Source organism: Lwoffella lincolnii, from assembly GCF_002014765.1.
Classification (GTDB): domain Bacteria; phylum Pseudomonadota; class Gammaproteobacteria; order Pseudomonadales; family Moraxellaceae; genus Psychrobacter; species Psychrobacter lincolnii.
Genome location: NZ_MUYT01000004.1, coordinates 235,132 through 257,817 on the forward strand (window position 1 = coordinate 235,132; position 22,686 = coordinate 257,817).

At 42.8% G+C, this 22,686-nt stretch carries 20 protein-coding genes and 2 tRNA genes; 11 read left to right on the plus strand and 11 right to left on the minus strand.

The genetic code is table 11. The features are described 5' to 3' along the window. Positions 1-3: 3 nt before the first annotated feature. From B0682_RS03295 to B0682_RS03305, 3 genes are all read right to left on the minus strand, one after another. On the minus strand, positions 4-1,431 hold the full coding sequence (locus tag B0682_RS03295) for a surface lipoprotein assembly modifier (protein ID WP_078306649.1): 1,428 nt from the start codon (positions 1,429-1,431) through the stop codon (positions 4-6). A gap of 78 nt (positions 1,432-1,509) precedes the next feature. After that, positions 1,510-2,439 carry a factor H binding protein domain-containing protein gene (locus B0682_RS03300; protein WP_158077850.1) on the minus strand — a complete coding sequence of 310 codons (930 nt, stop codon included), beginning with the start codon at positions 2,437-2,439 and terminating at the stop codon, positions 1,510-1,512. A 322-nt stretch (positions 2,440-2,761) separates the two neighbouring features. Further along, a tRNA-Gly gene (locus tag B0682_RS03305) sits at positions 2,762-2,837 on the minus strand. Between the two features lie 120 nt (positions 2,838-2,957). Between B0682_RS03305 and B0682_RS03310 the strand changes: the two genes are divergently transcribed. Beyond that, a tRNA-Ile gene (locus tag B0682_RS03310) sits at positions 2,958-3,034 on the plus strand. 195 nt (positions 3,035-3,229) lie between these two features. Here the strand turns inward: B0682_RS03310 and B0682_RS03315 are convergent. After that, a complete protein-coding gene (locus B0682_RS03315; protein ID WP_143823252.1) occupies positions 3,230-3,766 on the minus strand; it encodes a hypothetical protein in 537 nt (178 codons plus the stop codon). Between the two features lie 283 nt (positions 3,767-4,049). Between B0682_RS03315 and thiE the strand changes: the two genes are divergently transcribed. Genes thiE through thiH form a run of 4 tightly spaced genes read left to right on the plus strand, consistent with a single transcriptional unit; the run spans position 4,050 to position 6,904 of the window. After that, positions 4,050-4,757, plus strand: a complete 708-nt coding sequence (gene thiE / locus B0682_RS03320) for a thiamine phosphate synthase (protein ID WP_205760093.1) — start codon at positions 4,050-4,052, stop codon at positions 4,755-4,757. Then, positions 4,757-4,969, plus strand: a complete 213-nt coding sequence (thiS, locus tag B0682_RS03325) for a sulfur carrier protein ThiS (protein WP_078306652.1) — start codon at positions 4,757-4,759, stop codon at positions 4,967-4,969. The genes thiE and thiS overlap by 1 nt, the downstream gene beginning before the upstream one ends. A 1-nt stretch (position 4,970) precedes the next feature. Then, positions 4,971-5,771, plus strand: coding sequence for a thiazole synthase (locus B0682_RS03330; RefSeq protein ID WP_078306653.1), 801 nt, complete (start codon positions 4,971-4,973; stop codon positions 5,769-5,771). Next, positions 5,771-6,904 (plus strand): 2-iminoacetate synthase ThiH, encoded by a 1,134-nt coding sequence (gene thiH, locus B0682_RS03335; protein WP_078306654.1) that lies wholly within the window; start codon positions 5,771-5,773, stop codon positions 6,902-6,904. The genes B0682_RS03330 and thiH overlap by 1 nt, the downstream gene beginning before the upstream one ends. A gap of 23 nt (positions 6,905-6,927) precedes the next feature. Here thiH and B0682_RS03340 read toward each other — a convergent pair whose 3' ends face one another. Next, a complete protein-coding gene (locus tag B0682_RS03340; protein ID WP_240494865.1) occupies positions 6,928-8,229 on the minus strand; it encodes a solute carrier family 23 protein in 1,302 nt (433 codons plus the stop codon). Between the two features lie 285 nt (positions 8,230-8,514). On the opposite strand from B0682_RS03340, the gene B0682_RS03345 reads away from it, so the two are divergent. Continuing rightward, positions 8,515-9,252: a TerD family protein gene (locus B0682_RS03345; RefSeq protein ID WP_158077851.1), complete on the plus strand. Its 738-nt coding sequence runs from the start codon at positions 8,515-8,517 to the stop codon at positions 9,250-9,252. A gap of 114 nt (positions 9,253-9,366) precedes the next feature. Here B0682_RS03345 and B0682_RS03350 read toward each other — a convergent pair whose 3' ends face one another. From B0682_RS03350 to aceE, 6 genes are all read right to left on the minus strand, one after another. Continuing rightward, positions 9,367-10,095 (minus strand): amino acid ABC transporter ATP-binding protein, encoded by a 729-nt coding sequence (locus B0682_RS03350; protein WP_143823282.1) that lies wholly within the window; start codon positions 10,093-10,095, stop codon positions 9,367-9,369. A gap of 132 nt (positions 10,096-10,227) precedes the next feature. Beyond that, the gene (locus B0682_RS03355) at positions 10,228-10,893 is read right to left on the minus strand and encodes an ABC transporter permease subunit (RefSeq protein WP_078306658.1); all 666 of its coding nucleotides are present in this window, start codon (positions 10,891-10,893) and stop codon (positions 10,228-10,230) included. Next, positions 10,886-11,635, minus strand: coding sequence for an amino acid ABC transporter permease (locus tag B0682_RS03360; RefSeq protein ID WP_078307022.1), 750 nt, complete (start codon positions 11,633-11,635; stop codon positions 10,886-10,888). The genes B0682_RS03355 and B0682_RS03360 overlap by 8 nt, the downstream gene beginning before the upstream one ends. Positions 11,636-11,723: 88 nt before the next feature. Then, positions 11,724-12,692, minus strand: a complete 969-nt coding sequence (locus B0682_RS03365; RefSeq protein WP_078306659.1) for a glutamate/aspartate ABC transporter substrate-binding protein — start codon at positions 12,690-12,692, stop codon at positions 11,724-11,726. Positions 12,693-12,961: 269 nt separating this feature from the next. Beyond that, positions 12,962-15,091 carry a 2-oxo acid dehydrogenase subunit E2 gene (locus B0682_RS03370; RefSeq protein WP_078306660.1) on the minus strand — a complete coding sequence of 710 codons (2,130 nt, stop codon included), beginning with the start codon at positions 15,089-15,091 and terminating at the stop codon, positions 12,962-12,964. A 93-nt stretch (positions 15,092-15,184) separates the two neighbouring features. Then, on the minus strand, positions 15,185-17,932 hold the full coding sequence (gene aceE / locus B0682_RS03375; RefSeq protein ID WP_078306661.1) for a pyruvate dehydrogenase (acetyl-transferring), homodimeric type: 2,748 nt from the start codon (positions 17,930-17,932) through the stop codon (positions 15,185-15,187). Positions 17,933-18,365: 433 nt separating this feature from the next. On the opposite strand from aceE, the gene B0682_RS03385 reads away from it, so the two are divergent. The 5 genes from B0682_RS03385 (at position 18,366) to B0682_RS03410 (ending at position 22,682) form a co-directional block, all read left to right on the plus strand. After that, a complete protein-coding gene (locus tag B0682_RS03385; protein WP_078306663.1) occupies positions 18,366-18,530 on the plus strand; it encodes a rubredoxin in 165 nt (54 codons plus the stop codon). Between the two features lie 121 nt (positions 18,531-18,651). Beyond that, positions 18,652-19,749, plus strand: a complete 1,098-nt coding sequence (locus B0682_RS03390) for an alpha/beta fold hydrolase (protein WP_078306664.1) — start codon at positions 18,652-18,654, stop codon at positions 19,747-19,749. Between the two features lie 24 nt (positions 19,750-19,773). Next, positions 19,774-21,069, plus strand: coding sequence for a phosphoribosylamine--glycine ligase (gene purD, locus B0682_RS03395; RefSeq protein WP_078306665.1), 1,296 nt, complete (start codon positions 19,774-19,776; stop codon positions 21,067-21,069). A 199-nt stretch (positions 21,070-21,268) separates the two neighbouring features. Next, positions 21,269-21,787, plus strand: a complete 519-nt coding sequence (pal, locus tag B0682_RS03400; protein ID WP_420845501.1) for a peptidoglycan-associated lipoprotein Pal — start codon at positions 21,269-21,271, stop codon at positions 21,785-21,787. 523 nt (positions 21,788-22,310) lie between these two features. Then, entirely contained in the window at positions 22,311-22,682 is a 372-nt protein-coding gene (locus B0682_RS03410; protein ID WP_078306667.1) for a hypothetical protein, read from the plus strand. Positions 22,683-22,686: the final 4 nt, after the last annotated feature.

The window sequence follows — 22,686 nt, forward strand, 5'->3', positions numbered from 1 at the left end:
CCATCAGAACTTTTTCTCAACGCTGATGAATGACTGCACACCATCACGAGAATACAAATCTGCCATGTTACTGTCTATCTTACGGTAGTTAATATTAAGATTTGGTACAAAGCCTTTGTATTGCCACTTATCATACCACAGCGCTGTTTGTAGATAATATTCATCATCTTGACGGACAAAACCATAAAGCAGCTGTTCGGGCGCGTCAAATTTTCGTTTGGCATAACGCACCGACACACGTCCGCCCATGCCATTATCCATCTCACCTAGCACACCCAAATTTATGCCATGACGCACAGACGCAACCTCTTTATCCTTAGTGTCATCATCGGTTACATCCACCCCACCAAAAACCATCAAGCTCGGCGTTAATACGTAGCGATAACTGGCACTCACACGACGGACATCGCTGCCATAACGCTCTGCCAGTCGCTTCTCATCATAGTATCGTTTGGCGTATTGCACGCCTGCCCCCACATGAAGTTTTGAGCTGGAGCTGATACGGCGATTGATGTTTGCTTTGATGCCTGTTTCATGTTGATAAGGCTTATCATCAAGCCATGTATGATTCAAAAATGGCACGACGCTGACATTACCACGCACGTTCTGGTATTTATATCCCAGCCCAAGCGTGGCGGTTTGTTCATCATATTCAGGCTTATTCCAATAATGCACCCCATCAATGCCTGCATTGGCGGTTAGGTAATGATTGGCTCTAAGCTGTTTGTCTTTGGCGATGTCAAAACCATATCGCACCCCTGTGGCTTTTTGGGGCAGACTCTCAGCGGTTTTTTTCCATGTCTTGCCTTGCCATCTGACTTGGGTGGCAGGTGAGGCGTTATTGACGTTATCGGTTTTTTCATAATTGACATTAAAACTTGTGTTCGCTTTATTGCGTTTATCAATTTGGTCAAGATAACGTTCGGTCAATGCCTGCATGTCAGCATTTAGCAAAGGCTTAACCGCCATCAGCTCTGATTTGGCTTCATCATAGCGCTTATCTTCAAAGAGCATGAGCGCAAGGTCAAAACGGACATAATGAAAATCAGGATTGTCCGCCAGCATTTGCCGATACACTGCTATCGCCTGATGATGATTAAATTGTGAGCGATGCCATGCCCCCAGTGCATATTGATACAGTATGGGGTCATATTCTGCTGATGATTGATAGGTGTGTAGCAGCTCATCAAGCGATTGCCAATCTTTTGCCACAATCGCCCGATTAATCTGTCCTGTCAGCCCATCACCTAGGTTTAGCGTACCTACTTTGCCCATGTTAATCTCAGAGCCTGCCTTTTTTATCGGTGTGATGTCAGGGGTTTTTTCTAATGGCATATCAACGCCTTGGGTATGCACCACATTGGCATGATTGGCATGCGTCATGATAGACATCAGCATGAGACTGGTTATAAAAAAGCCAAGTTTTTTCATAAATGTTCCATTAAAACAAAACACACAAAAAGCCGTCAGTCAGATGACGGCCTTTTGTCATACAATCAATCAAAGCGCTTATTTGGCTTGCTTAGTACCACCAAACATGCCAATCACATGTTCTTTATCATTGCCCAGCTCCACTGAACCGACAATCTCATCGGCATTTGGCCCAAAGAAAGCAAGGCCGTAATCACCATTAAGGCTACCATCAGTTGCCTTCCCTTCAATGGTTGGGGTGGTAATAGGGCTATTATCAATCTCACTTGTGAGTGTTTGTGTGGTGATGTTGCCTTTTGATAAGGTGATATTACCAAGGCTGCCACTGCCTGTTTTGTTAGCAAAATCCACATCATAGCTAAACTTGGCATCTTGAGCCCCAAATTGCGACCTAATCTTACCTGAACCTGAGTAATTAAACTTGCCTGTGGTTGGTAATTTTTCGGTGGGCACTCCCCGAACAAGATAGTCTATGTAACCAATAAAATTTACTTCCGTCTCATTGCCCAATTTTACGGTCATATTTTTATTATGAATCCCTGCGATTAATGAATAATCTTGTTTAAAAAGATAAACATCAGAGTTTCTTGTGATAGAACCTTGAACTCCGTCAGCACTACCAGTTACCCTTTCTTGGACAGAAAATTTATGATGTCCCTTACGATTACCACCAAGGTCGATATCACCATTTTGTGTACGACCATCTATGGTTAGAGCATAGCCATCAATTTTGGGAATGACGCCAGCATCATTTTTAACATAATCTATCGCTTCCTTAATTGCATTATTTCTCAATGAAGCATAACGGACAGTTGCATCCCATTTTGGTGCTGGGTTGGTAGCACCGTGGTTACCGTGGTTGGTAGTACCGTGGTTACCAGAATTATTAGTATTAGCCACCAAAGGTGTTGGTTTTTGCACGCCAGAGCTGCTACTGCCACCACACGCTGTCAGAAGTGCCGCAAGAACAAGCGTTGAAGAACCTAGGGTAATTTGTTTGACTTTCATGATTGATCCTTTGAAAATGAGAAAATGACACGCCTTAACCATTCATACAAATCATACAAATTTCTTATCAAATGCCATATTAATGTGTATGAACGTATTGAATTGCGATTAGTTTCTAACAAAATGTAATTAGTGTCAACAAATCGTTTTTTTTTGAGAATTTTATATATTAATTTTGTAATTTTTATTTCTATAATATTACTTATAAAATATTTTTAGAAAAAAAGCAAAGCATGAAAGCCTTCATATGCAAGTGGCGTTATTGGCAATAAAAAAAGCCTAACGATTACGTTAGGCTTTTTAGCTTGAAACTAAGCATGATTGGAGCGGGAAACGAGATTCGAACTCGCGACCCCGACCTTGGCAAGGTCGTGCTCTACCAACTGAGCTATTCCCGCATAGATGGGGGGCTATTATATAGATTAATTTTTGACTGTCAACACATTTTAGCTTAAATGATAGAATTTCAGCTATTGCATATTTTTTTTAAATGCGTTAATATTTTGTCCCTATTGATAGGGCCTATAGCTCAGTTGGTCAGAGCAGAGGACTCATAATCCTTTGGTCGTAGGTTCAAGTCCTACTGGGCCCACCAAATACCCCCATGTCAATCAAGGCTTTCAAACGTTTTGAAAGCCTTTTTTATGTAGGTTTGGGCAAGATTTATTATTCAATATGTGTGATGTGTGTGCATTCGCACACGTTTGTGCCTTGTCTGATACCACATACTTCCATAAATAAAAAAAGACAAATCATCAAGATTTGTCTTTTTATTAAACACTCATACCAATCAACCACTGCTTGTTGCACCAATTGCTGTTATGACCAATATGGTTACTATCCTACAAGCCAAAACAACAAAAAACATACTCCAAACAGAACTATAAAATAAAGCAACAATAAACAGTACCCATAACGGCATCAAATTTATCATGAGCCCCCCCAACATATTAAAACCATCTGATACACTGCCTTTATCCAACCCTTTAAGTAGCTCTGTGGTGGTTTTAGGTAGGGTTGAATGCCTTGGTTGGTTGAATTGTTTGATGTCTTGGATTAGACTGTCTATAGAGACCTTGTGAGAGCGGTTAGAAGTCAGTTCGTCATTGGCGAAGTCTGTGGCTACCATATTTGCCACAAGGTCTTTACTTTTATCAGATGCTCCCACATTAAGACGTGTCATTGTAGGCTTAGTGTGCGTAGGGGTAGAAGTATATCCACCTACTCTACTTTCACCATCTGATATTTTATCAGATGCTCCCACATCTTGACGATGAAGTGTAGGCTTGATGTGCGTAGGTATGGTTAAATCTTTACTCTTTGCCATATCATCATCTGATGCCTTTATCAGATGCTCCCACATTAAGACGTGCCAGTGATTGGTATGGGCGTTATGTTTTAGACTGGTCGCTGTCTACCACGCTTGAGGTGGATTTCTGCGTTGATACAGTGGGTAATTTACCACATTTTAAGGTTTCATCTTACTGTTTATCTCACCTAAATTATCTTACTAAAGTTACGTAAGTCATCTATAATGTCTTCATGATATGTGTCTTAATTTTATGATACTCTAATCTATCACCAACAATAACACATAAGCAGGCTTTATCATGATGTCTGATGACCTTACAGACAGCGTTAACATTAAAAACAACGTTATCTACAACCCCATCTTCGCCACTGTGCCATATCGTATGGGGTTATACCCTGTGGTTGATGGTATCATATGGATTAAAAGACTGCTTGATTTGGGTGTTAAGACCATTCAATTACGGCTAAAAGCAGGCGATTGGGACACACTGTCTGCCACTCAAAAAGCACAAGTAACGACAACGGTCAAGCAAGCCATTGCCCTTGGCAGACAATATCAAGCTCGCCTGTTTATTAATGATTACTGGCAATTGGCCATTCATCATGGGGCGTATGGCGTGCATTTGGGGCAAGAGGACATTCAAAGTGCCAATCTTGATGCCATTGCCGAGGCAGGTCTTAGACTTGGCATCTCAACACATCATATGGCAGAGGTGAATGTCGCTCTTGGAATTTCTCCATCTTATATTGCACTGGGGCATATATTTGCCACCCAAACCAAAGACATGCCATCATCACCACAAGGTTTGGTTGCGTTAGAACAGCAAGTCAAACAGTTGGGCGATTATCCAACAGTCGCCATTGGAGGCATTGACATCAATAAAGTGCCACAGGTGCTGATGACAGGCGTGCCAAGCATTGCGGTAGTCAGTGCCATCACCCAAGCCGATGATTGGCAAAAGGCAACTTGTCAGCTATTAAAGATGGTAGGAGCAGGAGATGATTGATGATTGACAAAAAAACGATACAGTTCACCCTTAATGATAAGCCCTTTGATTGTCAAATGGGAACAAGTGTGGCGGAAATTGTTACTAAAATAACAGACAGCCAAAATGTCGCCGTGGCACTCAATGAACATATTTTATCACAAGACGATTGGTCAAAAATCATAAAGCCCAATGACACCATGCTCATATTTGGTGCGATAGCAGGAGGTTGAAATGCAAAAGATTGAGATGCAAAATCAACAAGATGATGGTCTGGTCATTGCCAACAAACAATTTGCAACAAGATTGCTGATGGGTACAGGCAAATTTGCCACCCCAGAACAGATGACATCAGCAATCACAGCAGCAAACAGTGAGCTGGTTACGCTGTCCATGCGTCGCATAGATTTGATAAACAAACATGATGATATCCTAGCCCCTTTATTAGAATTGGGGGTGTCTTTACTGCCCAATACGTCTGGGGCAAAAAATGCCAAAGAAGCCATCTTTGCATCACACATTGCTCGTGAAGCTCTTGGCACAAATTGGGTAAAGTTAGAAATTCACCCCGACCCCAAATGGCTGATGCCAGACCCAATAGAGACCGTTAAAGCGGCACAGACATTGGTTCAAGAGGGTTTTGTTGTGTTGCCCTATTGTGGGGCTGACCCTGTTCTGTGCAAGCGATTAGAAGATGTGGGCTGTCATGCGGTGATGCCACTTGCAGCACCCATTGGCTCAAATGCAGGACTACAAACCAAAGCCATGTTAGAGATTATCATAGAACAGGCCAACGTTCCCATCATCATTGATGCAGGCATTGGCTCACCCAGTCAGGCAACCCAAGCAATGGAGATGGGGGCAGATGCGGTATTGATTAACACCGCCATCGCAACAGCAGGCAACCCTGTGCTGATGGCAAAGGCGTTTGCTTGGGCGGTTCAAGTGGGCATGATGACACGCCTTGCTAAGCGTGGCACTGTGAGCAAAACTGCCATGCCAACCAGCCCTTTGACTGGATTTTTGGAGGCGTGATGACGTTTAGCACCCATTTAGACACGCTTAATTGGGACGAGATTTGCCTGTCCATCTATGGTAAAACTGACCATGATGTCAAAATTGCCTTGACCAAAGATAAGCCAGACATGAATGATTTGATGGCGTTATTATCACCTGCGGCGAGTCAATATCTAGAAGCAATGGCAGTTAAGGCACAAAGAATCACCCGTCAACGCTTTGGTAATACCGTGGGGCTATTTATCCCCATGTATCTGTCTAACTTATGTGCCAATGAGTGTACCTATTGTGGGTTTTCGTTGTCCAATCCGATGACCAGAAAAACGCTCACGCATAATGAAATTGTGGCAGAATGTCAAACCATTAACCGCTTAGGGTTTAGTCAAGTGTTGTTAGTAACAGGTGAATACCCCAGTCAAGTGGGCATGCCATATTTTAAAACACACATCAAAACAGTGCGAGAGCATGTGTCATCTTTGTTGATGGAGGTGCAACCGTTATCAACCGATGATTACGCTCAGCTAAAATCATGGGGGCTAGATGGTGTCATGCTCTATCAAGAGACCTATCATAAGCCCAGCTATGCTTATCATCATTTAAAGGGAAAAAAAAGAAATTTCAACTGGCGATTAGATGCACCTGACAGAATCGGACAAGCCAAGATTGATAAAATTGGACTTGGGGTGTTGGTGGGGTTGTCTGACAATTTTCGCACAGACTGCTATATGATGGCAGAACATCTACGCTACCTACAAAAAACCCATTGGCAAAGTCGGTTTAGTGTTGCTGTGCCACGCCTGCGACCATGTGCAGGAGGAATATCGCCACATTGTACCATGAGCGATAAAGAGCTTGTTCAAGTGTTATGTGCATTGCGTCTGTTCGCCCCTGAGGTGGACATTGTGCTGTCTACCAGAGAGTCGCCAACATTTAGAGACCATGTGATACCCTTGATGGTAACACAAATGAGTGCCTATTCACAGACCAAACCGGGCGGATATTCAGCAGCAGATAACCAAACAGCAGATGACACATTGGAGCAATTTAGCATTGATGATGACCGCCACCCTAAGGCAGTTGTACGCAAACTCACAGAGCAAGGATTGCAACCCATATGGAAAGATTGGGACAGCTATTTGGGCAGAGAATGAATCTTAAAAATCAAAACCAACGTTTAAGCCTGTTTTTGATAAAATAACACATTCAATAAAATCGCCACCAATGTTGCTGTGCCAATACCCCCTAAGTCAAAGCCACCTAAGGTTAAACTAAAATTCCCTGTTCCCATGATGACGGTGATGGCTGCTATCAATAAGTTACGATTATCAGAAAAATCCACTTGATTATCTTGCCAAATCCGTACCCCTGCCACACTAATAAGACCAAACACCACCATCGACGCACCACCAAGCAAAGCGGTTGGAATGGTATGAATCACTGCCCCAAACTTTGGCGACAGTCCAAGCAATATCGCAACCACACCTGCCAGCACAAACACGATGGTGCTATATACTTTGGTAACTGCCATCACGCCAATATTCTCAGCATAGGTGGTTACACCCGTACCGCCCAGCCCTGCCGATAATGTCGTCGCCAAACCATCTGCCACAACCCCCCGACCAATAAACGGCGTTACTTTAAGCTGAGTCATGGCTTCCACGGCTTTAAAATGCCCTAAATTTTCAGCAATCAAAATAAACGCCACAGGGGCAAGCATGATGATGGCATTGGCATCAAAACTTGGGGCATAAAAAGTTGGCAACCCTACCCAATCAGCCGCTGCCACTTCTGTAAAATTCATCGGCGTACCCAGACCCATGACCGCTGTTACCACCCAATACAAAACATACGCCAATAACAACCCAAGCAACAATAGCAATCGCTTAAACATGCCTTTGGCAAATACCGCCACCAACGCAATCACCAATACGGTCATAACCGCCATCCATTTATCAAACTCATTGCCTGATACGCCAGAGACCGTTACCCCTGCCAAATTTAAACCAATAATCATCACAATCGCTCCTGTTACCACAGGAGGCATCAACCGCTCAATCCAACTTGTCCCTATTTTCATCACCACCAAGCCAATAAGAGCATACAAAATGCCACACGCCATGATGCCACCCAATGCCACTGACAAATTGGGGTTTAACCCACTGCCAGCATAAGCGGTTACTGCCAACACAGGCCCAATAAAAGCAAAACTTGAGCCAAGATAGCTTGGCATACGCCCACCTGTGATGACAAAAAATAAAATGGTACTCACCCCAGAAAGTAAAATTGCCAAATTGGCATCAAACCCCATGAGTAACGGTGCCAATACCGTTGCCCCAAACATGGCAAACGCATGTTGCACTGCCATCAACACACTTTGACTGATTGGCAAATATTCATTGATACCAACGTTGTCTTGCTCTAGGCGACCAGAAAAGGGCAAAAAGTCAGTGAACCAACGACCGTTATTAAATGCCATCGCACTGGCTGACTGTTGGGCATCTTGATTGGTATCTTGATTGGATAAAGTGGGCTTTGGCATTGACTTTGGCATGTGGGATTATCCTTAAAAACTGACGATAAAACATATAAAACCTAAAGTTACGGTATTGTTGCGGTATTATAGTCGCTCTACCCACAGATGAAAATATTCTCAATAATCATTTGCTCACAGTCCGTCTGTGTTATCATGGCTATCATTATCATGGTTCTAATTGTTATTTTTTGTTATTTATAACTTATCCATAATTCGATGAGAATGTCAATGATGCGTCAACCCAATTTAAATGTCTTTAGTAAATCCTTACAAAATGACGACCCAAAGGGTCATGTTTTAAAAGACGATATTTGCTTAAGCAATGCACAATATGCTTTGCCGATTTATTTTACTTTAGATTATCAACGCACCTTTGTTAACAAATCTGGACTGATTCATCAAATAAAAAAAACCAGCGTGCCGTTAGACATCGACTTGCATGCGTTTTTGTATGATGATGCAGGCCAACTGGTCGAGATGGTGTGGTATAAAAACTTACGTGACATCTCACAGAATATTCGCCATCACGGTGATGAACGACTGGGTAAAAAAAAGCCCATCAGCACCGATTCTACGTTACAAACAGACGCTACTCAGCAAACAGATGAGCTGGAATCGATTGAGATGCGATTACAACACTTACCAACCCATATTCGCCACATCACTTTGACCGCCAGCACCTTCAACCATGCCCCCCTAAATGCCGTCAGTGAAGGCAGTATTCATTTACAAGACAGCATGGGGAGTACCCTGCAGCACATTGACCTAACTGCCCTACCCCATGATTCCCACACCTTATGGGTAGCGACTTTGTCTCGTCATGGTTTTGACTGGCGGTTAAAATTACACCATACTCATATCAACAATGGCGACAACCCACTGTCTGAGATGATGGCGAAGCTGCCAAAAAATCACGATGCAAAAAATTTGGCGACATTACTCGGACAATGGTTGTTTAAAACATGATGGCTGTTTAAAACATGATGGCTAACATGACGTGGTTAATTAAGGGTTAAATCTGTCCGTTTGTCATGGGGTATTGTCAATAAATACTGATAAAAAATTGAATGGCTTGGCAGTTTAATGACTTAGAATTTTACCCAAAAACGCTTGGGCTCTTTCTGATTTGGCATTTTGAAAGAATTCGTCTTTACTACAATTTTCCACAATATGCCCTTGGTCCATAAAGATGATGCGACTTGCCACTTGACGAGCGAATCCCATTTCGTGCGTTACACACATCATAGTCATGCCTTCGTTGGCCAAATCCACCATCACCTCTAACACTTCTTGAATCATTTCAGGGTCAAGTGCGGATGTGGGTTCATCAAACAGCATGGCAATCGGATCCATTGATAAAGCACGAGCGATGGCCACTCGTTGCTGTTGACCGCCAGAAAGCTCAGAGGGGAACTTTTTGGCGTGTGTTGCCAAACCCACACGGTCCAAATAATTCATGGCTTTTTTGGTGGACTCATCAGCGTTACGCCCCAGTACTTTTTGTTGAGCAAGGGTTAGGTTATCGATGATGGATAAATGAGGGAACAGCTCAAAATGCTGAAACACCATGCCAACTTGGCTACGCAGTTTGGGCAAATTGGTCTGTTTATCGCCGACGCTGATGTCATTGATGGTGATTTTACCTTTTTGAAAAGGCTCAAGTCCGTTCACGGTTTTGATGAGGGTTGATTTTCCTGAGCCAGAAGGACCACAAACCACGGTAACATCGCCTTTATGCACATGTGCGACACAGTCCGTCAATACCTGAAAATCGCCGTACCATTTGCTGACTTCATCAATTTTAATCATGATGTCATCAGATTTATGACCACTGTCAGTGACCAAGCCGCCAAATTCGTTAATATAAGATTTGTCATCAAGTTGGGTTACGATTGCCATCATTTGTCCTTATTGGCTTTATTGCCTTTTGTGTCATACATGTCATACACGCAGATTTTTTTGAAGTCTTGCCACGCCCTTAGACGCAATCAAACTGATGATAAAATACACCGCCCCTGCACTTAAGATATAAAATTCAAGCAGTCCCATAAGCTCGCCACGCACATAGGCGGCACGAAACAAATCCACCAAACCCACCGCAAAAACCAAAGTGGTGTCTTGAAAAAGAATGATGGATTGTTGGAGTACCAGTGGCAACATTTTACGAAACGCTTGTGGCAAAATGACCAAACGCATGGTCTGTGAATAAGTCATGCCAAGTGCTTTTGCTGCATTGACTTGCCCTTTGCCAATGGACTGAATCCCAGCACGCACAATCTCAGCAAAATAAGCCGCCTCGAACATGACAAAAGCGATGACACAGCTCATAAATTTGGCATCAATCGTGAGATATTTGCCAGTTATCATGGTATAAATCATGGGAACAGCAAAATAAAACCAAAGCAACACCAACAGTAGCGGTACTGAGCGAAAATAATTGACATAAAGCTTGGCAGGCAATGCCAAAATGATTTTCCCCGACAGACGCATCAAAGCAAGCAGCGTACCGAGTAATAACCCACCTAAAACAGAAAAAAACAGCACCTTAAAGGTAATTGACAATCCTGATAACAAAATTGGGGCAGCGGTTTGAATGTCATTAAACATGCTGTTCCCCACTGATTTGACCTTTGATGCGTAACTTATTTTCAAGCAAAGTCATGCCATAAATTAAGGTTAAATTAAACAACAAATAAATGATTGTGGCATAAGTGTAAATTTCAAAACTGTTTTGTGTGTATTCGCTGATGGTTTTGGTTTGGCTGATAAGCTCGGTAACACCAACCAAAGACGCAATGGAGGCGTTTTTAAAACAATTGGTCAGCTCAGAGCTTAGCGGTGGTAAGATGGCACGAAAGGCTTGGGGCAAAATCACATGGCGATACGCTTGTGCTGTGTTAAAACCCAAGGCTGCCGCTGCATTCGCCTGACCTTTTGGCAGTGATTGAATGCCTGTTCGTACCTGCTCAATGATGCGAGCGGCAGTGAATAGCCCAAGACCGATGGCCGCTGACATGGCTGCCGATGTGTTTGGCTCAAGTGATTGATACCAAAAGGTGCGAAACCCTTCGGTTAGCAGATTTGGCATCACATAAAACCAAAAGAACAGCTGAACCAATAAAGGAATGTTGCGAAAAAAATCCACATAAATCTTGGCAATGCTCTGTGTCTTGCGATTGGGCAGGGTACGCATGATTCCAAGTATCGTCCCTATCACCATGGCAATCAGCCAAGCTGTACCACCAATAATGAGCAGCCATTTAAAACCGATGACCAACCAATGCCAATACAGTTCATTGCCAATGCCTGTGGATTGCCAAAGTACGCCCCAATTCCATTGATAATTCAAAGTCATTCCCTTTATCAAATATCACACATAACAACACAACAATCGCAACAGCCAACCACCCCCAGCCATCTTTGCTGGGGCATCAATCCTATTGAGTTTGTTTTGGTTGGTCGGTTGGATTTGCCAAAAGATTTTTTAAGCTATCAGACATGGTGAATGCCATGTTGATGTTTTTTGGTGGGATTGGTTGCATGAACCATTTATCATAAATGCTGTTAATCTCACCTGACGCATAGACGGCTTTTAGGGTATCATCTACAACCGCTTTAAACTCACCATCGCCCTTACGAACCATACAACCATAAATCTCAAAAGATTGTGGTTCACCGACGATATGCCATTTATCGGGGTTTTTAGATTTGGCTTTTTCGCCTGCCAACAGCACATCGTCCATCATAAAGGCTTGGGCTCGGCCATTTTCAAGCATCAAGAATGATTCGCCATGGTCTTTGGCTGAGATGATGTTGATGTTTAATTGTTTGTCATCATTAAATTGGCGGATATAGCGTTCAGAAGTTGTGCCAGCAGTGGTAACCAAAGTCTTACCAGCAAGGTCATCAAACCCATTGATGCCCGAATCGGTTGCAGTTAATAGACGGGTGCCAATTTCAAAAAACCCCACTGAAAAATCAACTTGCTGGGCACGCTCTTCGTTGTTGGTGGTTGACCCACATTCTAAATCAACCGTGCCATTTTGTACCAAAGGAATGCGTGTTTGAGAAGTGACAAGATTGTAGCGTACTTTTAAATCAGGCATTTGTAGCTTTTCTTTTAACGCTTCCACAACCTTTAATTGTAGGTCATGAGCATAACCAACAGGCTGATTTGGGTCATCTGCAATATAAGAAAACGGAATGGATGAATCTCGGTGTGCAAGAACAATGGTGCCTGATTGTTTGATTTTATCCAAAGTCCCCTGAGACACACCGTCAGCAGACACATCGGTGGATGCGGCGGCATCGGCTGGGGCGGTTTGATTGGCTGGTTTGTTACATGCACTCAAGCCAATGATGGTGGCAACCGCCAAGCCAAAAGAGATGGGTTTTAATTGAAGCATATAAATTCCTTTTAACAATTTAACAATCCTTTAAATCATTTAATAAATGATATTGTTACAATATTGAAAAAAAGAATAAAATGCAAGTGCTTATTTAAATTTTTATCAGACAGATTTTTATAAGATTTTTATAAGATTTTTATAAAACCGCTTAGGGAGGTGTATCCCCAAACAAATATTGCCATCAATCATATTACCATTCATTTGTCATCAATGATAAAAAAAGCAGTCCAAAGACTGCTTTTTGTGTGGATAATGACTTATGTGGATTATAACAAGATTTTACGAGGGTCTGCCAACAGCTGTGCCACATAACGGGTAAAGACAGCGGCATCTGCCCCATTGATGACACGGTGGTCATATGACAAAGATAATGGCAACATCAGTCTTGGTTCAAAGTTTTGCTTACTTGCATTCCATCTGGGTTGCATGCTTGCTTCAGACACACCCAAGATTGCCACTTGTGGCCAAGTAACCAGTGGGGTGAATGCCGTACCACCTAAGTTACCTTGTGAAGAAATGGTAAAGCTTGCCCCTGTGATGTCTTTTGGGGTGAGCTTTTTATCACGGGCTTTACCAGCCAATTCGCCAATTTCAACCGCCAACTCTTTGATGCCTTTATCTTGGGCATTTTTAATGACTGGTACAACCAAGCCGTCTTCTGTGGCAACAGCAATGCCCATATTGATTGATTTACGCACCAACAGTTCAGTGTTGTCATCGCTGAGATGGCTGTTAAACTTAGGATGCTGTTGCAAGGCGTATGTGGTGGCTTTGACGATGAATGCCAAAATGGTTAAACCAATGCCTTGTTTTTTAAAGTCTGCTTTTAGCTCACCACGGAAGCTTTCGGTGTCGGTGATGTCTGCTAAGTCAAACTGAGTCACTTGGGGAATGTGGTTGTTATGGTTAAGCTGTGGAATGGACACTTTCTGCAATCGGCTTAATGGCTGACGCTCTATTTCACCCCATAGCTCGACTTTTGACATGTCAGGAAGTTTTGGTAATGACACGGCAGGGGTGGTGGTTACATTCGCTTGTGCATTGCTGGTCATATTGCCAGTATTTTGCATGGCAGATTTGACAAAGGCAAACAAATCTTCTTTGATGATGCGGTTATTAACAGCACTGCCTTTGACCTGAGTGATGTCCACACCCAACTGACGTGCCAATTTACGCACCGCAGGACCTGCATACACGTCGGTTGCTTTGGCATTCACTTGGGATTCGGTCAGTTTTGCTGTGTTCACTTGTGGAGACGTTTGAGCAACAGAAGTCTGTGCTTTTGCTGGTTGTCCTTGTTGTTGCCCTTGTTGCCCTTGTTGAACGCTCGGTTTGCCTTGCTCAGTTTGCTGACTTGGCTTGTTGGCATTGGTACTTTGAGAAGATGAAGCTGAAGCTGAAGATTGTGAGCTTTGGCTGGCAATGACAATAAAATCTTGGCCATTACTGACTGTATCGCCTGCATTAACCAACAGTTTGACAACTTTACCTGACACAGGGGCTGGCACTTCCACCGAAGCTTTATCCGACTCAACCAACAAAATTGACTGTTCAGCAGTCACTTCATCACCGACATTAACCATAATTTCAGCCACTTGAGCTTCTTCTACGCCCAAATCTGGTAAAGCGTGGGTTTGCTCTGCTGGCTGAGTGTTGGTCTCTGGCACGGCGGTTTTTTGGGTCTGGTCGTTGGTGTCAGTTGGCTGATTGTCTGATGTGTTTTTAGGCCGTTCATCAGCAGTTGGGGCAAGGCTTGGTTGTTGGGAAGAAGATTGAGCAGAAGAGGATGATAGCACGATAAAATCTTGACCATTTTTGACCGTATCACCTGCTGATACCAAGATTTTTTCTATCACGCCATTGGTTGGGGCGGGCACTTCTACCGATGCTTTGTCTGATTCAACCAAAATTAACGGTTGTTCTGCACTGACCGTGTCCCCTACATTGACCATGATTTCAGCCACTTGAGCTTCATCGACACCCAAGTCTGGCAAGGCATGGGTAACTGACTCACCAGCTCTTTGAACAGATTGAGCATCGCCGTGTTCATCACTGTTTTGCTGACCGCTAGCATCGGCACTCACAGGGTTTTGGGTTGAATCTTGTGTTTGAGTTGCGTTTTGTGTTATCTCTTGTGCTTGTTCAGATTCAGTGCCTTCAGATTCAGTGTCTTCAGATTCAACGTCTAACAGCACCACGCCTTCGCTGACCGTGTCCCCAACATTGACCATGATGGTTTTAACCTTACCTGCAATGGTGCTTGGCACTTCCACAGAGGCTTTGTCAGACTCCAACAGAACGATGTTGTCATCGACAGCAATCACATCGCCAATATTGACATAAATTTCACTGACCTCAGCACTGTCTACGCCTAAATCTGGGGTTTTGATTTCCATTGTTTCACCTACTTTTTATTTGTCATAAGAATGATTCTAAATAACAGACCTTGGACGTTTGCCAAGGTCGTGCCTCAATTTTATTAGATGGCTTTATTCATCTTCTTCTTTCAGTTCTGGCACTGGATTTGGGTTGATGACTTCAGGTGCTGGTGCATCAGGAAAATGGTCATAATGCGGTTGTGGTTGCCACGCAGGGGGATGGTCAACATCAATATTGAACTTATTGATGGCATTTTGTACCACGTCTAAGCTGATTTCACCTCTGTCTGCCAATGATTTTAAGGTGGCGACCACCACATGCTCGGCGTCCACATGGAAGAATCGACGCAACTGCTGACGACTGTCTGAGCGACCATAACCATCAGTACCCAATGTGGCATAACTGACTTCTTTGGGAAGCCATGCTCTGATTTGCTCTGAATAGTTGCGTATGTGGTCAGTCGATGCGACAATCACGCCTTCATAACCTTTAAATTGCTCTTCTATCCAAGAGACTTTAGGAGCTTTGGCAGGGTGCAAACGATTATAATCATCGCATGCCATGCCATCTCGAGTCAATTCATTAAAGCTGGTTACGCTCCACACATGAGAGGTGATGTTATGGTCATCTTTTAAGATTTTTGCCGCTTTTTGTACCTCTCTTAAGATGACACCAGAGCCAAGTAACTGCACTTGAGGCATTGCACCATCACTGTTGTCTTCTAATAAATACATGCCACGCTTGATGCCTTCTTCCACACCTTCTGGCATGGCAGGTTGCTCATAATTTTCATTCATCAAGGTGATGTAATAATACACACGCTCACCTTCACCGTACATACGACGTAAGCCATCATGAACGATGACTGCCAGCTCATAGCCATAACAAGGGTCATAAGACACACAGTTAGGCACAGTACCAAATAAAATATGTGAATGACCGTCTTGATGTTGCAACCCCTCACCGTTTAGTGTGGTGCGTCCTGCGGTCGCTCCCAATAAAAATCCTTGTGCTTGGCAATCGCCTGCCGCCCAAGCCAAATCACCAACACGCTGAAACCCAAACATGGAGTAGTAGATGTACATGGGTATCATCGGCAAAGCATTGATGGAGTAACTACTTGCCAATGCAATCCAAGCACTCATCGCTCCTGCTTCGTTAATGCCTTCTTCTAGCATGTGTCCATCTTTGGCTTCTTTATAGCCCATTAATGCTTCGCTGTCTTCTGGTGTGTAGGTTTGACCTGATGCTGAATAAATGCCCAGTTGTCTGAACATGCCTTCTAAGCCAAAAGTACGAGCTTCATCTGGCACAATGGGGACAACACGGTCTTGAATGTCTTTATTGCGAAGCATGGCAGACAATAAGCGCACAAACACCATGGTGGTAGACTGCTCTTTACCATTGCTGCCTTGTAATACTTTATCAAAGATGGACAGCTCAGGAATTTGTAAAGGGATATGACCACTGCGACGATTAGGCAGATGCCCTCCCAAAGCTTCACGGCGACCTTTTAAATATTTTATCTCCGCAGAATCCTCTTCTGGTCGATAAAATGGCAACGCCGTCAGTTGCTCGTCTGTGAACGGTAAGTTAAAGCGATCTCTAAAATACACCAAAGACTCTGGATCTAATTTTTTGATTTGGTGGGTTTTATTGACTGATTGTGCTTGCTCAGACAGACCATAGCCCTTAACGGTTTTTACCAAGATGACAGTTGGTTGTCCTTTGGTTTTCATGGCTTCGCTAAACGCAGCATACACTTTAACAGGGTCATGACCACCACGGTTGAGTTTGGCGATGTCTTCATCAGTCAGTGAATTGGCCATTTCTTTAAGCTCAGGGTATTTACCAAAGAACTGCTCACGCACAAACTTTTGGTCACGAGCTTCATATAGCTGATATTCACCATCGACCACTTCCATCATGCGATGTTTTAATGCCCCACTGTCATCTTTGGCTAATAGTGGGTCCCAGTTGCCACCCCATATTACTTTGATGACCCGCCAGCCTGCCCCACGGAACACTGACTCAAGCTCTTGAATGATTTTGCCATTACCACGCACAGGCCCATCAAGGCGTTGTAAATTACAGTTAATCACCCAAATCAAGTTATCTAACTTCTCACGCCCAGCCAAAGAGATTGCCCCTAGGCTTTCTGGCTCATCGGTCTCACCATCGCCTAAGAATGACCAAATCTTACGGTCTTGATTTTCTAACAACCCACGGTTAATCAAATACTTTTGCACATGAGCATTATAAATGGACATGATAGGACCTAAGCCCATCGACACAGTTGGAAACTGCCAATAATCTGGCATCAAATAAGGGTGTGGATAGCTTGATAATCCCTTACCACCCACTTCACGGCGGAAATTTTCTAACTGCTCTTCAGATAAGCGACCTTCTAAGAATGAACGAGCATAAATCCCAGGGGCAGAGTGTCCTTGATAATAAATCATGTCCCCGCCAAAATGGTCATTAGCAGCTCTAAAGAAGTGATTAAATCCTGTTTCATATAAAGTGGCACTGGATGCAAATGTCGCTAAATGACCACCCAAATCATCATCATTTTGGTTGGCACGCATCACCATCGCCAAAGCATTATAACGAATTAACGCCCGAATTTTACGCTCCATATGTAAATCACCAGGATAAGCAGGCTCATCTTCGGCTGGTATGCTGTTAATATAAGCGGTATCAAGACGGTTAAATGGCAGTCCTTCTTGTACTGCTTTATCATATAAGGCTTTTAATAAAAATTGGGCTCTTTCTTTATCAGCATGTTTGATGACAGAATCAAACGCATTCAACCACTCTTGGGTTTCGTTGCTGTCTGTATCATTATAATAGTTCATCGACGTGTCCTTTTGGTTGGGTGAATTGAAGTTAATTTTTAGTGACTGTTTGGTTATTATAGGACAGTTTGAGCAATAAGGATATAGATTGATATGAATAATGGCATGTTTGTTATTTATTTAATAAATACAAAGATTTTACAATGTGAGTAAATTGTTAAAATTGTTAAATGTGAATAAATTTTTTTAAATGCAAGCAACTGAGTCTGACTGTTGAATGTTTGGCTTGTTTTGATGATTGGGATTATGGTGGTGGGTTGTGGCGGTAGTTGTGGGTGGTGGGTTGTGGCGGTAATTGTGGGCAGTAATTGTGGATAGCCACACAAATTTAAGGCATAATGTCTGTTTTTAACAAACTTGCCACCAGCAAACTTGCCATCAAGCTTAACACCATGCTCTAAAAGTTAAAAAATCTCAAGGTTAAGGAATATGAATGAAACGCTATGAATGTATCGTCTGCGGCTGGATATATGATGAAGCATTGGGTTGCCCAGAAGAAGGCATCGAACCGGGAACAAAATGGGAAGACATTCCCGATGACTGGAGCTGTCCTGAATGTGGCGTGGGTAAGATGGATTTTCAAATGCTGGAAATTTAAAACACCTGCAAGGCCAACGCTTGATTTATCACCATTCTAACAACACGGTAAACACGCTTTAAATGACCATTAAATTTAAATGAGCTTTAAATATGACACGCCCATTTAGCCAAGAGTATTTATGACATCAGCCAATTTTGTACCTGCCAGTCAGTGGCAACAGCAACCTTATGATGACGCAACTTATGATGACGCAAAAGGTAATGATGCAAAAAGCGATGACGCAAAAGGTAATGACGCAAAAGGTAATGACGCAAAAGCCATTGAATGGACAATCTCTGATTTGACCCAAGGCATGTATCATGCGTTTATCCAAATCTCACCAGAGATTACCTTAAGTGTGGAAGCAGGTGGCAATCCCAATCACCCACCAGTATTGTTAATCATGGGTTTGGGGTCACAAATGCTGTTCTGGCCAGATGCCTTAATCAAGCAATTGGTGGCGGCTGGCTTTTTTGTGATTCGCTTTGATAACCGTGACATTGGCCTATCGAGTAAAATCATCAATCCATCTTTACCTAATTTGTCTTCTTTTAACCGTTTAGAGATGATGCTTAGGTTGCAGGTGGGCTTAAAAAATCGTCATTCTGTCGCCTACAGGTTACAAGACATGGCAGACGACACAGCAGGCTTGCTAAATCGACTAAGGCAAATTTTTGGTTTTAAGCAGTTTCATGTGCTTGGGGCATCTATGGGAGGTATGATTGCCCAAATTTTGGCGGCTAATTATCCCAATCATATCGACAGATTGCTTTTGCTGTTCACCTCGACCAATGCTCGTCTGTTGCCACCACCAAAACTCAAACAGTTAAATGCCTTATTTACCAAGCCAGACAACACCTCTTTACAGGCTTCTGTGGCTCATGGGGTGTGGTTCATGCACATGGTTGGTTCGCCTGGATTTATAGATGATGAACCAGTCAAACGCCTCATCACCAAAAAACACCTGCGTAATGTTCACCAGCTTGGCATCATTCAACAATTACAGGCGATATTGGCAACAGGTGATATCCGTGCCTATAGTCAACAAATTCAGGCAAAAACCTTGGTATTGCATGGTGATAAAGACGGACTATTGCCATGGCATCATGGACGCAACGTGGCTAACCATATCCCCAATGCTGATTTTAAACTCATTAAAGGGTTGGGGCATGATTTGGCAGGATATTTTATCCCTTATTTAAGCCACATCATCAGTCAATATTTGCATCAAAAATAACACGTCTTTTTAAAGGAGAACATGATGAAAATTATGATACTTGGCTCAGGTGGGCGTGAACATGCCCTGGCATGGCAATGTGCCAAAGACGAAGCCGTCAAACAAGTGTTGGTTGCTCCGGGCAATGCAGGCACTGCCAACGAGCCCAAATGCCAAAATATTCATTTGAACATCAGCGACCATACTGCTGTCATTGATTATTGTCAACACCATGATGTGGACATAGTGATTGTGGGTCCTGAAGCCCCTTTGGTGGCAGGCATTGTCGATGATTGTCGTCAAGCAGGCATTCACATATGGGGCCCTAGTGCTTATTGTGCCCAGCTTGAAGGCTCAAAAACCTTTGCCAAAGCATTCATGCAACAGCATGGCATTCCGACTGCCAGCTACCAAAGCTTTACCAATGCCGATGATGCCAAAGCCCATGTGAACCAATTAACCACCCCCATCGTCATCAAAGCAGATGGATTGGCGGCAGGCAAAGGGGTGATCATTGCAGACAACATGGCTGATGCTCACACTGCCATTGATGACATGTTGTCAGACAACAAGTTCGGCAGTGCAGGCAGTCGAGTGGTCATTGAAGAGTTTTTAACAGGAGAAGAAGCCAGCTTTATTTGTATGATTGACGGCGACAACATCTTACCAATGGCAACCAGTCAAGACCATAAACGGGTGGGGCTGGCAGACACTGGACTTAATACAGGTGGCATGGGCGCCTATTCCCCTGCCCCTGTGGTAACCGATGATGTGCATCATAAAGTCATCAACCACATCATCAAACCTGTGGTTGCTGGCATGAAAGATGCTGGGCATCCTTATACAGGATTTTTATACGCTGGGTTGATGATAGATAACGCAGGTAACCCAAAGGTCATTGAATTTAACTGTCGATTTGGTGACCCAGAAACACAACCCATCATGATGCGATTGCAGTCATCACTGCCCAAACTTGTGGCACAAGGATTACAAGGACAACTGCCATTAAACGCTGATTGGGATAACCGAGCTGCATTGGGCATTGTGTTGGCATCTAAAGGCTATCCAGAATCATCATCTCAAGGCGACATCATCACAGGATTAACGCAACTTGAAGGCAAGTTTGCTGATGATAAGTTTGCTGATGTCAAAGTGTTTCATGCAGGGACAGCCATGGACAATGGACAACTGGTTACCAATGGCGGTAGGGTATTGTGTGTGACCGCTTTATCTGACAGCATTACCACCGCCCAGCAAACGGCACTTGATGCCATCAAACGCATCACATTTGATGGCATGCACTACCGACATGACATTGGGCATCGAGCCATTCATCGTTAAGCCCACAAGCAACCAAATAAGCAAAAAATGCTTGTTATTATGGATAAACTTTGCGATTATTAGCAAAATTGCTTAAGTCTTACATTTAAGCAAACTTTGTTTACCAATAGGTAGCATGATGCTGACAAATCTGTCAAAGTCAGCATTTGGGTTTTTTAATATGCCAATGTGGCTTCTTTATCATCAATAAGGTTTTATTATGATGCGTACTTCTTATCAATTTTTAACCGCTTTAGTGGTTGCAAGCACGGTGGTATTGTCTGGTTGTTCTACCAAGCCTAACAAATCTGCAGTATTGGTTGCCCCGCTTGGTGTTCCAAGTGGAGCAGATGTTGGCTATATGGGTGGTGAACTGGTTTCTAATAGCACCGCTGTTACCACCACGGCTGATAACCTACAAACAGTGGTGTATTTTGGCTTTGACCAAAGTGTCATCACAACAGAATCTGCCAACGTACTTGACCAACATGCCAACTTACTGTCTAACAACCCAAATGCCAGTGTGATGGTTGCAGGGCATACTGATGAGCGTGGTAGCCGTGAGTACAACATGGCATTAGGCGAGCGTCGTGCCCAAGCAGTGCGTGATTACTTAACATCTCAAGGCGTAAACCCTGCCAATATTCAAGTGGTCAGCTATGGTGAAGAACAACCCATCGCCACTGGCAGTACTGAAGCTGACCATGCCCAAAACCGCCGTGCTGAGTTATCGTACTAATTTTTAGCATGACAATTTTTAATATCTAATGTTGCCATTTTTAATGTTGCAAATGGTTAAAAAAGCCCATCGATGATTTTAAACCACACCCCAAAAGTGAGACAACCTTTGGGGTGTTTTTAATGAATAAAAAAGTCTTATTGTTAAATATCTATTGTTGAGTAAAACATAGATAATCACTGATTTCACTTAACTTTTAACTTTTTTTACTCAACAAGCAGGTGGTCAAAAAATGGATTATGATGACATGCTCACATTGGATATTAAACAAACGTTAGCAGGGATTAGTCGCATGATAAAAAAATGTCTTATCTACTTTTTTATCATGTTAATCCTAAACTTTGTGCTATTTGGTTTACTCAATGGGTTTTCTCTAAGCGTATTTTTCATGTCATTGGTTATGTCGTTGATTGGTAGTGTGTCATACGTCATGCTTGATTATTTGAGAATTTAGATGAGTTTTAGTATCCATCATTAATGGCAACCATTATTAATGACAAATGTTCAATTTTGAGGTGCATCTATGTCTCATATTTACCTAATCATTTCTGATGATGACATCTTTAAAATTACCCAAGAAAGATTTTTAAAGTTTCGTCATATGAATGACCATCAATCTAAGAAGTATGGTTATTATCGATATGACGAAAGTCTTTGTCAGACAATACAAGATGATGTGTATTACATTCATCATCAGTTAATTGAACTGCTAGACAATTACAGCAAACAGTCTAAACAATTATTTTTTGCAAGATTTCTTCTGCTCCATAAAAACAATGAACATGACATGTTTCATTTTTCCTTAGAAAAAATTGACAAACATGATTATTTTAAACTAAAAATTTTAGACAATCATTCACCCCTTAAATTAAACACCCTCTATCAAATGCCTTAGGGAT

Coding starts and splice junctions, on each gene's coding strand:
- B0682_RS03295 (WP_078306649.1), bottom strand. CDS start 1,431: ATGAAAAAACTTGGCTTTTTTATAACCAGTCTCATGCTGATGTCTATC.
- B0682_RS03300 (WP_158077850.1), bottom strand. CDS start 2,439: ATGAAAGTCAAACAAATTACCCTAGGTTCTTCAACGCTTGTTCTTGCG.
- B0682_RS03315 (WP_143823252.1), bottom strand. CDS start 3,766: ATGGCAAAGAGTAAAGATTTAACCATACCTACGCACATCAAGCCTACA.
- thiE (WP_205760093.1), top strand. CDS start 4,050: ATGATGTCTGATGACCTTACAGACAGCGTTAACATTAAAAACAACGTT.
- thiS (WP_078306652.1), top strand. CDS start 4,757: ATGATTGACAAAAAAACGATACAGTTCACCCTTAATGATAAGCCCTTT.
- B0682_RS03330 (WP_078306653.1), top strand. CDS start 4,971: ATGCAAAAGATTGAGATGCAAAATCAACAAGATGATGGTCTGGTCATT.
- thiH (WP_078306654.1), top strand. CDS start 5,771: ATGACGTTTAGCACCCATTTAGACACGCTTAATTGGGACGAGATTTGC.
- B0682_RS03340 (WP_240494865.1), bottom strand. CDS start 8,229: ATGGCATTTAATAACGGTCGTTGGTTCACTGACTTTTTGCCCTTTTCT.
- B0682_RS03345 (WP_158077851.1), top strand. CDS start 8,515: ATGATGCGTCAACCCAATTTAAATGTCTTTAGTAAATCCTTACAAAAT.
- B0682_RS03350 (WP_143823282.1), bottom strand. CDS start 10,095: ATGATTAAAATTGATGAAGTCAGCAAATGGTACGGCGATTTTCAGGTA.
- B0682_RS03355 (WP_078306658.1), bottom strand. CDS start 10,893: ATGTTTAATGACATTCAAACCGCTGCCCCAATTTTGTTATCAGGATTG.
- B0682_RS03365 (WP_078306659.1), bottom strand. CDS start 12,692: ATGCTTCAATTAAAACCCATCTCTTTTGGCTTGGCGGTTGCCACCATC.
- B0682_RS03370 (WP_078306660.1), bottom strand. CDS start 15,091: ATGGAAATCAAAACCCCAGATTTAGGCGTAGACAGTGCTGAGGTCAGT.
- aceE (WP_078306661.1), bottom strand. CDS start 17,932: ATGAACTATTATAATGATACAGACAGCAACGAAACCCAAGAGTGGTTG.
- B0682_RS03385 (WP_078306663.1), top strand. CDS start 18,366: ATGAAACGCTATGAATGTATCGTCTGCGGCTGGATATATGATGAAGCA.
- B0682_RS03390 (WP_078306664.1), top strand. CDS start 18,652: ATGACATCAGCCAATTTTGTACCTGCCAGTCAGTGGCAACAGCAACCT.
- purD (WP_078306665.1), top strand. CDS start 19,774: ATGAAAATTATGATACTTGGCTCAGGTGGGCGTGAACATGCCCTGGCA.
- pal (WP_420845501.1), top strand. CDS start 21,269: ATGATGCGTACTTCTTATCAATTTTTAACCGCTTTAGTGGTTGCAAGC.
- B0682_RS03410 (WP_078306667.1), top strand. CDS start 22,311: ATGTCTCATATTTACCTAATCATTTCTGATGATGACATCTTTAAAATT.